Annotated in this window: 7 protein-coding genes; 4 read left to right on the top strand and 3 right to left on the bottom strand. The window is 31.9% G+C overall.

Going from position 1 to position 9,980, the window contains the following annotated elements; all coding sequences use genetic code 11:
• The coding region (locus tag ACVC2P_RS10780; protein ID WP_452598481.1) for a sodium:solute symporter family transporter at positions 1–935 on the top strand (935 nt) is incomplete at its 5' end.
• On the opposite strand, the gene ACVC2P_RS10785 is transcribed toward ACVC2P_RS10780, so the two are convergent.
• Complete coding sequence (locus ACVC2P_RS10785; RefSeq protein WP_452598482.1) at positions 922–1,284, bottom strand: CoA-binding protein; 363 nt, start codon at positions 1,282–1,284, stop codon at positions 922–924. The two genes, ACVC2P_RS10780 and ACVC2P_RS10785, sit on opposite strands and share 14 nt — an antisense overlap.
• Positions 1,285–1,395: 111 nt before the next feature.
• On the opposite strand from ACVC2P_RS10785, the gene ACVC2P_RS10790 reads away from it, so the two are divergent.
• Both ACVC2P_RS10790 and ACVC2P_RS10795 read left to right on the top strand, forming a co-directional pair.
• A complete protein-coding gene (locus ACVC2P_RS10790; protein ID WP_452598483.1) occupies positions 1,396–3,867 on the top strand; it encodes a TonB-dependent receptor domain-containing protein in 2,472 nt (823 codons plus the stop codon).
• A 321-nt stretch (positions 3,868–4,188) separates the two neighbouring features.
• Positions 4,189–6,030: a cystathionine beta-synthase gene (locus tag ACVC2P_RS10795; RefSeq protein WP_452598484.1), complete on the top strand. Its 1,842-nt coding sequence runs from the start codon at positions 4,189–4,191 to the stop codon at positions 6,028–6,030.
• Between the two features lie 405 nt (positions 6,031–6,435).
• Here the strand turns inward: ACVC2P_RS10795 and ACVC2P_RS10800 are convergent, their stop codons facing one another.
• Together ACVC2P_RS10800 and ACVC2P_RS10805 are read right to left on the bottom strand one after the other, a co-directional pair.
• The gene (locus ACVC2P_RS10800) at positions 6,436–6,714 is read right to left on the bottom strand and encodes a hypothetical protein (RefSeq protein WP_452598485.1); all 279 of its coding nucleotides are present in this window, start codon (positions 6,712–6,714) and stop codon (positions 6,436–6,438) included.
• 45 nt (positions 6,715–6,759) lie between these two features.
• Positions 6,760–7,767 carry a 3-oxoacyl-ACP synthase III family protein gene (locus ACVC2P_RS10805; protein WP_452598486.1) on the bottom strand — a complete coding sequence of 336 codons (1,008 nt, stop codon included), beginning with the start codon at positions 7,765–7,767 and terminating at the stop codon, positions 6,760–6,762.
• A gap of 325 nt (positions 7,768–8,092) precedes the next feature.
• Here ACVC2P_RS10805 and htpG point away from each other — a divergent pair.
• Positions 8,093–9,980: molecular chaperone HtpG (gene htpG, locus ACVC2P_RS10810; RefSeq protein WP_452598487.1), on the top strand; the 1,888-nt coding region annotated here is incomplete at its 3' end.

Below are 9,980 nucleotides of genomic sequence, written 5' to 3' on the forward strand. Positions count from 1 at the left end.
CTATTATTTTTACAGATACGCTACAAACCTTATTTATGCTTATTTCTGTAATTGTAGCTATTGTATTTTTGGCTCAGGCTTTAGATTTAAATAGCATCTCTGAAGTCTATACAAATGTAAAAGAAAGCGCCATGAGTAAAGTTTTCTTTTTTGGAGACTCTAACAATCCTCAATACTTTATTAAAAGTTTTCTTGCTGGTATATTTATTACTATTACTATGACTGGACTAGATCAAGACATGATGCAAAAAAACTTAACCTGTAAGAATATAAAAGAGGCTCAAAAAAACATGGTATCTTTTAGCATTGTCCTCGTTTTTGTTAATTTATTATTTTTAGCATTAGGCCTTATGTTAACTCAATATGCTACTCAAAATGGAATTACTGCTACAAAAGATGATTTATTCCCTACCATAGCTATGTTACCAGAAATAGGCATTATTACTTCTGCATTTTTCCTTCTTGGTTTAATAGCTGCGGCATACTCTAGTGCAGATTCTGCTTTAACCTCTTTAACTACTTCTTTTTGTATTGATATTATTGAATTAGATAAAAAAGCGAAGTCTAAACAAAAAACAATACGTAAGCAAGTACACGTTTTATTTAGCATTATACTTGTTGTTGTTATTGTTATTTTCCATTATATTTTTACAGATGTCTCTGTTATTTGGGAGTTATTTAAAGCTGCAGGCTATACTTACGGCCCTTTATTAGGTCTATTTGCTTTTGGTATTTTAACTAAAAAGCATGTAAAAGACCAATGGGTCTGGCTCATTGCTTTAATTGCTCCTATAGTATCATATATTATGAACATGTTCTCTAAGGAACTCCTGTTTGGTTACGAGTTTGGGTTCGAAATATTAATAGTTAATGGCTTATTAACTTTTATTGGTCTCTTATTTATTTCTAAAAAAACGACAACTAATATTGGTTAGTAGATAGTAATACCAGCGTACACGCAATCTCGAACTCAATATTATGCTCTTTTAGAATAGTATACAATATTGAATTTTCTGTTCCTGGATTAAAAATAACACGCTTTGGTTTTAAGGATACAATATAATCGTAATACTGTTCTTGACGTTTAGGGTTTAAGTACAATGTTATTGTATCTACAGCATTATACTCTTTTAACTCGGTATCTATAAATACGCCGGCAACTTCACCTGCCCTTAAACCAAGAGCAACAACATCATGATTGTAATTTACTAATTTACGTATAGCCATATTAGAATAGCGATTGGGTTTTAAAGAGGCGCCGAGCACCAATGTTTTTTTAGTCATAAAATGTTAAAATATGTTAAGTATTGTTAAAACTAGTAACAGAATAAAAAAATAGGAGTCTTAACTGTATTACTAAATTACATCAATCAATCATAAACACAATCAATCAAGATGAAAAAACTACTCTTGTTAGGTGCTTTTCTAATCACACTAACAATCCAAGCACAAACTTCAGTAAAAAAAGAGTTTCTAAAATCTGGAACTATTACTGGTAAAGTTTTAGACGCAACATTAAACGAACCCTTACCTTATGTTAGTATTGTAGTAAAAAATACAAAAGGAGAAATCATTACTGGAGGTATTACAAACGATAATGGAATATTTAAAATTGAATCTATTCCAGTTGGTAAACATAGTGTAAGCATTCAATATGTAGGTTATAAAACCATAACTTTAGAGGCTACAATAGATAAAAAAAATACAACAGTAAATTTAGGCGTTATTAAAATTGAAGAAACAGCCACCGGACTGGACGAAGTTACAATTGTTGCAGAAACCTCTACGATACAACAAAAAGTAGATAGAAAGGTTATAACTATTGGTAAAGATTTAGCAGCTACAGGAACGGCTTCAGAACTTATGGTTGGTATTCCTTCTGTAAGTATAGACCAACAAACTGGAGACATTAGCCTTCGTGGCAACCAGAATGTACGTGTTATGGTAGACGGCAAATTATCTAATATTCCTACAGCTCAATTATTAAGACAAATTCCTTCAACAGCTATTAAATCTATTGAATTAATAACAAACCCATCAGCAAAATATAATCCTGAAGGCATGAGTGGTATTATAAATATTGTGCTACACAAAAATACCTTAATAGGTTTTAATGGTAACTTTAGTATTGGGTTAGCACACGAGGAACAAGCCAAATTTAATAGTGCTTTAGGTTTAAACTACCGTAACGGAAAATTTAATCTCTACGGAAATTACAGCAACAATATTTCAAAAAATCAAAATCGTGGAAATATTTCAAGACCAGACAATAACTCAGAACAATTGTTTTCGTTTTTAGATAGCAGAAAATCGCATTTATATAAAGTAGGTTTAGATTTTTATTTAAATGATAAAAATACGATCTCATTTTTCACTAATCAAAATGTTTCAGATAATAGTACTTTAGGATCTACAAAAGCATTCTTTTTTGATGATAGTAATTTCAATCAAAGCCAAACCTTTGTATCTAAAGATGATAATAGCTCTTCTCAATACAATTTCGATTACAAATTAGATTTCGAAAAAGAAGGCCATAATATAGAACTAGAAGCAGATTATAATATTTACGATAGTAAAAACCCGTTAAACTATAAATTTCAATTAGGAAACACCAACGACTTTAGAGATTTTAATGAAACAGATAGAGAACGTACCACGATTAATTTAGACTATGTAAATCCGTTATCTGAAACAACCAAATTAGAATTAGGCTTACAAGCACGTTTATTTAACACAGACATTAGTTATGCATCTACTGGAGAATCGTTTAATGCTTCGGGTGATTTAAGACCTACACCAAGTACAGATTTCGATTACACAAGAGATATTTATTCTGCATATGCTAGCTTTAGTAAAAAGTTTGAAAAATGGACTTACCAAATAGGAGCCAGATTAGAAAGTGTTAATGTAGATGCTATAGCTATAGAAAGAGAGGTTAACTCTAACGACATAAACACAATAACCTTTAATAATGATTATTTTGAAGTGTACCCTTCAGCCTTTTTTACGTATACACCTTCTGAAAAAAACTCTTACCAATTAAGCTATAGTCGTAGAGTAGACAGACCTGGTATTGGGCAAGTAAACCCTATTAGAGAATGGGCTACACCATTACTATCCTCTTTTGGTAACATTAATTTAGAGCCACAATTTACCAACTCTCTAGAAGTTAATTACACAAGACAATTAAAAAAAGGAAGTGTTACTGCTGGCGTATTCTACCGTTTAATATCAGACGAAATAAACAGGGCCTTATTTGTAGACAGAACCGATGTAAACTCTGGCCGATTAATTTTAACACATGACAATTTTGATGATACAGCAGCTTATGGGTTTGAATTATCTAGCAATTACCGCCCTACAACTTGGTGGAGTATTAATGGTAGTTTCGATTTGTACTCACAAAAACAAAAAGGAATTTCCGAGCGTTTAAATGCACCTATAGAAACAGCAACAGTTAATGATATTATTACAGATGTTTCTAAAGTAACTAATGTTGCATGGAATTTTAGAATGTTTAACAATTTTAAAGCCACTAAAACATTATCATTTACAGCTTTTGGTTTTTACAGAGGAAAAAACAAAACCTTACAATTCGATTTAGAACCTATGTATTTTGTAAACCTTGGTGCTCGTATAAGTTTTGCTCAAGGCAAAGGGTCATTTAGTTTAAATTACAATGATATTTTCGACACTATGGAATTTGCTTTTAATGGTACAAGGCCATTTAGACAAGTTGGTGGATTCAACTGGGAAAGCAATACCATACAAGGAAGCTTAACCTACCGTTTTGGCGGCGGAAAATACAGAGCTAAATCTCGTAAAAACAGAGATGATAACGAAAAATCTGGAGGAGGATTCCTTTAAAACATATTTAATAACCAACATAATAGTTGATGGTTAGTGTTATATCTGGTTATTAAATTAAGAAAGCCCAAAGCCGTACACTTTGGGCTTTTGTTTTATTATAAACTATTAATTATTACGCTTTAAATAAGTACTTATAACGACAACTTATTAATATTACATTTTAGTAATTTAAAAGGAATTGTTCTAAAAAGCATTCAAATGACTCTTGTATTAATTGAAGTTTCAATTTTAGTAATACAATACAACAAAACCACTTTGAAACATTAAAAAAAAACTAATTAATAGTATCTTGCAATACTATTTTGAAAGACAATAATAATGCAGGACAATACAATACAAAACTATATAAAAGCGGTATTAGATAACATGCCAAAAGACTGGCTTAATCTAACAACGCACCGATTAGATATTTATAATGAAGCACAAGCTAAAGTTGAATTTTTAGAGCAATTTGAAAACTTATTTAACACTAACAATGCTGATGCTTCAACATTAAGAGAACTTCCTACAGCATACGATTATATTAGACTAGGACATCCGTTATCTTGTGTATTAGAATGGGCAATTGCTAAGCTAAACAACCAAAAACCACAAAATGTAATTAGTTTTTCATCAAAAACAACACCTGTTTTAGCTATTCTAAGAAAAAATTTATTTGATAATAAAAATACTCAAATCGTTTACACCGATAAATTACCTGCCATTTTTGAAGCAGACCTAATACAACGTATTTATGGTTATAATTTTGAATTAAAAAAGGTTGAAAACATTGATGCTATCTCACCATATAACGGTAGTACTGTTTTTATTACAGAACAAGACAATATTTGTAACTTTAACCTAACACCAAATATAGACTTCTTTGTAAGTTCTCATCCTCATTACGGAAGTATTTTAGTAGCCAATGGCGAAGAAAACGAAAAATACATTTCAGAAATTCAACATGTAAGAAGAAGAGAAACCATTGCCATGACACCGGCAAATTGCCTTACAGTATTAAATGAATTGATTGGAAACACTGCAGATGATACAAAAAATAATATTGAAGTCAATAAAACAAGTGTTTTAAATTCTATTAAGCAAATTACCGGTACAAACACTAAAGCTGTCGTTGGCTCTAGTGGTTTATCTATACAATATGCGATTGCAATGGGATTAATTCATGATGCCATAGAAAACCATCAAGAAAAAAAAATCAAGTTTGTTGTACCACCAAATTGTTATGGAGGCACCAATGACCAAGCAAGACGTGTAGCGGCATGTAATAACAATATAGAAGTCATGGACTTACCGGTAGATGGAGGTCAAGATATGGTACAAAGCATTGATGTGGTACTCGATAAAATTGCTAAAGAAGATGCTGTACCATACATTATTGCAGAAATACCAACAAATCCTAGAGTAGAAGTTCCAGATCTTTTAAAACTAAAAGCCGTTTTAAGTAAAGAACGTAAAACCAGTAACGGAGATATTGCTATCGACCCTGTTTTTATTTTAGACCAAACCTTTTGCCCCAACGTTCACTTTTTGGGAGAAAACGACATCTTATCATCAGTAAGAGCAATATCCTATGTTAGTGGCTCTAAGTTTCCTAGCGGTGGGCAATGTACAGCAGGCTATGCTACAGCAAATAAAAAAGCAGAGGCCTTAATGGAAAACATAGAATTACACCAAGAGCTTTGCGATAACGAAGCAACAGCCTTACAGTACCAAATACTAGCAAAGCAATTACCATCAATGAATCAAAGAATTCATGACGCCTATAAAAACACACGTGAGTTTGTAACCTTTATTAACCATACTTTACCTGACGCAAAAATTAACTTTGTGTCTGAAACATTAGCTGAGCAAGGGTTTACACCTTCCGTTTTTTCATTAGACTTACCAACTAAAGGCAATACCGAAGAAGAAAAAGAAACATACAAGAGAGCGTTAAATCTTAAATTAATTAATTTAATGATTACCGAAATCCCTAACGAAAGTAAATTCTGTGTAAGTTACGGACAATTAAAAGGATGTTATTGGACAATTCCTGCAACATCTACCCAAGGGACAACAAAGGAAGGAGATAAAGATTACATTGTACGTGTTGCACTTTCTTCTCATTTAGATTTAGAACACCATAAAGAAGTCTTTAAAAACTTTGTAGATAGCATATAATTATAAACGCTCTACACAAAGTAATTTTAAAGTGCAGAAAACCAGTGATACTAATATTTTAGCTTACTGGTTTTCTGTATTTATAACATATTGTTAATGTATAAAACAAAAAAAATTTAATTACAGTGTATCAAAATATTACACAATGGCAAATTCGATATAAAATTTAGCAGGACCTTAACAAAATAGCTCTTATTTGTTAATTTTTCATTAAATATTGATAATCAATGTAATAAAACATAAAAATATTCGTCTTATAAGTAGAACAACAACAGAATACGATATATTTTATTTGAATTAGTCTTCCTAGAAAAGCATTCGTAAACAAAAGTTTAGTTTATATTGGTTAATTAGTAAAAAAGTCCTAACACTCGAGTTTTAGGACTTTTTTTATTTCTATTAATGTTAATTTTCACCAATACTACCAACATCTTCTATTCTAGATTTCTTTTTATTAGACACCCATTTAAAACCAAATTTAAATAGAAGAAAAGCCATAAAAGCTATTAAAATTGCTCCAATTATGGTTCCTATAACATAACCAAATCCATAACCTTCAGAAGTATCTCCAACGTCTTTAATTCGTAAAATAGTCATAGGAATTTGCGCTAGCAATGCTAGAGACAAAACGCTACCCATTAAAATAAATAATACGCCTAATATTTTCTTTAAAACAACTTTCATTTAAAGGGTTTTATTAATAAGATTCCTGTATACACAGGAATTTTGTTACCATTTAATAATAACACTTCCCCATGTAAAGCCACTACCAAAAGCAGCCAATACAACGGTATCACCTTCTTTTATTTTGCCTTCTTCCCAAGCCTCAGTTAAAGCAATAGGAATAGATGCTGCGGTAGTGTTACCATAACGTTGTATATTATTATATACTTGATTGTCTTCTAATTGAAATTTACGTTGTATAAATTGAGAAATTCTTAAATTCGCTTGGTGTGGAATTAACATATCTATATCTGAGACCTCTAATTTGTTTTTAGTAAGCCCTTCCATAATTACTTCACTAAAACGCACCACAGCATTTTTAAAAACAAATTGACCATTCATGTGCGGGAAGTAACTTTCATCATTGGCATTATTATCATCTATAATATCGGTAACCCAACGTGTTCCCATTCCTGGTGCTTCTAACACCAATTCTTTTGCATGCTCGCCTTGCGAGTGTAAGTGTGTAGATAAAATACCTTTTGTAGTATCTTCTTCTCTAGTTAAAACTGCTGCTCCTGCTCCATCTCCAAATATTACAGAAACACCACGACCTCTAGTCGTTTTATCCAATCCATGGGAATGTAGCTCTGACCCTATTACTAAAACATTTTTATACATCCCCGTTTTAATAAACTGGTCGGCTACAGAAATAGCATAAACAAAACCAGAACATTGGTTTCTAACATCTAAAGCCCCAACCGTTTTAATATTTAAAGCCTCTTGTACTTGTACTCCTGGCCCAGGAAAATACATATCTGGACTTAAGGTAGCAAAAATAATAAAATCGATATCATCTTTATCCAACCCAGAACGCTCAATCGCAATTTTGGCAGCTTTTACACCCATAGTTGCAGTAGTATCTCCAGAATCTTTAACCCAACGTCTTTCTTTAATACCCGTACGTTCCTGTATCCACGCATCGTTAGTATCCATCATGGTAGACAACTCATCGTTAGTAACTATGTTCTCTGGAACAAAACGACCTAAACCTATTATTTTAGAATTATACATAAAAACTATGTTTTTTATTTCCTTAAAAAAAGGAAATCTTATTTACCTTATTACTACTCTTATACTTCTTTATACTCGAAATAAATAGTGTCGCAATTTAAAGTTTTTCAACAATATTAACTTCAAGATTAAACCTAAATATTAAAGAAAATTATTTTCCATGCCATTACAGCTCTTTTATGTAACTAATTTACTACTGCAACTAAAAATGTCAGTTTGTCATATTTTAGGAATTGGCATTTTTGTTGACTATTGGTTACAAGACAATAAAAAATATAAACAAGTTCTTGTCTATACAAGAATGATAAATAAAAATTAATCAATTATGGCTAAAGGAAGTATTAACGTATCCGTTGAAAACATTTTCCCGCTTATTAAAAAATTCTTATACAGCGACCACGAAATCTTTTTACGTGAGTTAATTAGTAATGCTACAGATGCAACTTTAAAATTAAAGCACCTAACAAATATTGGGGAATCTAAAGTTGAATATGGGGATCCAAAAATTGAAATTAAAATCGATAAAGAAGGAAAGAAACTTCATATTATCGATCAAGGTTTAGGGATGACAGCTGAAGAAGTTGAAAAATACATTAACCAAGTAGCTTTTTCTGGAGCTGAAGAGTTTTTAGATAAGTATAAAGATTCTGCTAAAGATTCTGGAATTATAGGACACTTTGGTTTAGGATTCTATTCTGCATTTATGGTTGCCGAAAAAGTAGAAATCATTACTAAATCTCATAAAGATGAACCTGCTGCACATTGGACGTGTGATGGTTCTCCAGAATTTACTTTAGAAGCACACGACAAGACAGACAGAGGTACAGAAATTATTTTACACATTGCTGAAGATTCTACAGAGTTCCTTGAAGAGTCTAGAATAAAAACCTTATTAAACAAGTACAATAAGTTTATGCCTGTGCCAATTAAATTTGGTACAAAGGAAATAGACGACCCAACACATACTCCAGAAACAACTAAGGATGAAGAGGGTAAAGAAACAACAGAGCCACAACGCAAAATTACAGTAGACGATATTATCAACAACCCTAACCCTGCTTGGACAAAACAACCAACAGAATTAGAAGATGACGATTATAAAAATTTCTACAGAGAATTGTATCCAATGCAATTCGAAGAACCGTTATTCCACATTCACTTAAATGTAGATTACCCATTTAACTTAACTGGTATATTATACTTCCCAAAAATGTCTCAGGACATGAGCATGCAGAAGGACAAAATACAGTTATACCAAAACCAAGTTTTTGTAACCGATAATGTAGAAGGTATTGTACCAGAGTTTTTAACTATGCTACGCGGTGTTATTGATTCGCCAGACATTCCATTAAACGTTTCGCGTTCATACTTACAAGCCGATGGTGCTGTAAAAAAGATATCATCTTACATTACACGTAAAGTTGCCGATAAATTAAAATCGTTATTTAACAATAGCCGTGAGGATTTTGAAGCAAAATGGGATGACATTAAAATTGTTATTGAATACGGTATGCTGTCTGAAGAAAAATTCTTCGAAAAAGCAGATGCATTTGCATTATACCCAACAGTAGATGGCACATATCATACATACCAAGAGTTATACGATAAAATTAAAGCGAACCAAACAGACAAAGACGACAAATTAGTCATTCTTTATGCTTCTAATAAAGACGAGCAACACAGTTATATTGAAGCAGCAAAAGCAAAAGGTTACGAAGTGTTGTTGTTAGATTCACCTATAGTATCACACTTAATTCAAAAATTAGAAAGCACAAAAGAGAACATCACGTTTACACGTGTAGATGCAGATCACGTAGATAATTTAATTAAGAAAGACGATACAACGATTTCTAAATTAGATGAAGACCAAACGAAAGCTTTAGACGAATTATTAAAAGAAGTAATTCCTTCAGAAAAATTCACGGTACAGTTAGAAGCTATGGATAGTGCTGCCTCTCCGTTTATGATTACACAACCTGAGTTTATGCGTCGTATGAAAGAGATGCAAGCGACTGGTGGAGGAGGTATGAATATGTTTGGTAACATGCCAGAAATGTACAACTTAGTGGTTAATACAAACTCTGACCTTGTTGGAGAAATTATTAACACGAAAACGAAAAAGAAACAAGAACGTTTAATAAACCAAAGTTTAGACTTAGCACGTTTATCTCAAGGCCTTTTAAAAGGAGAAGAGTTAACCAACTTTATTAAGC

It is taken from the genome of Pontimicrobium sp. MEBiC01747 (genome assembly GCF_053601635.1).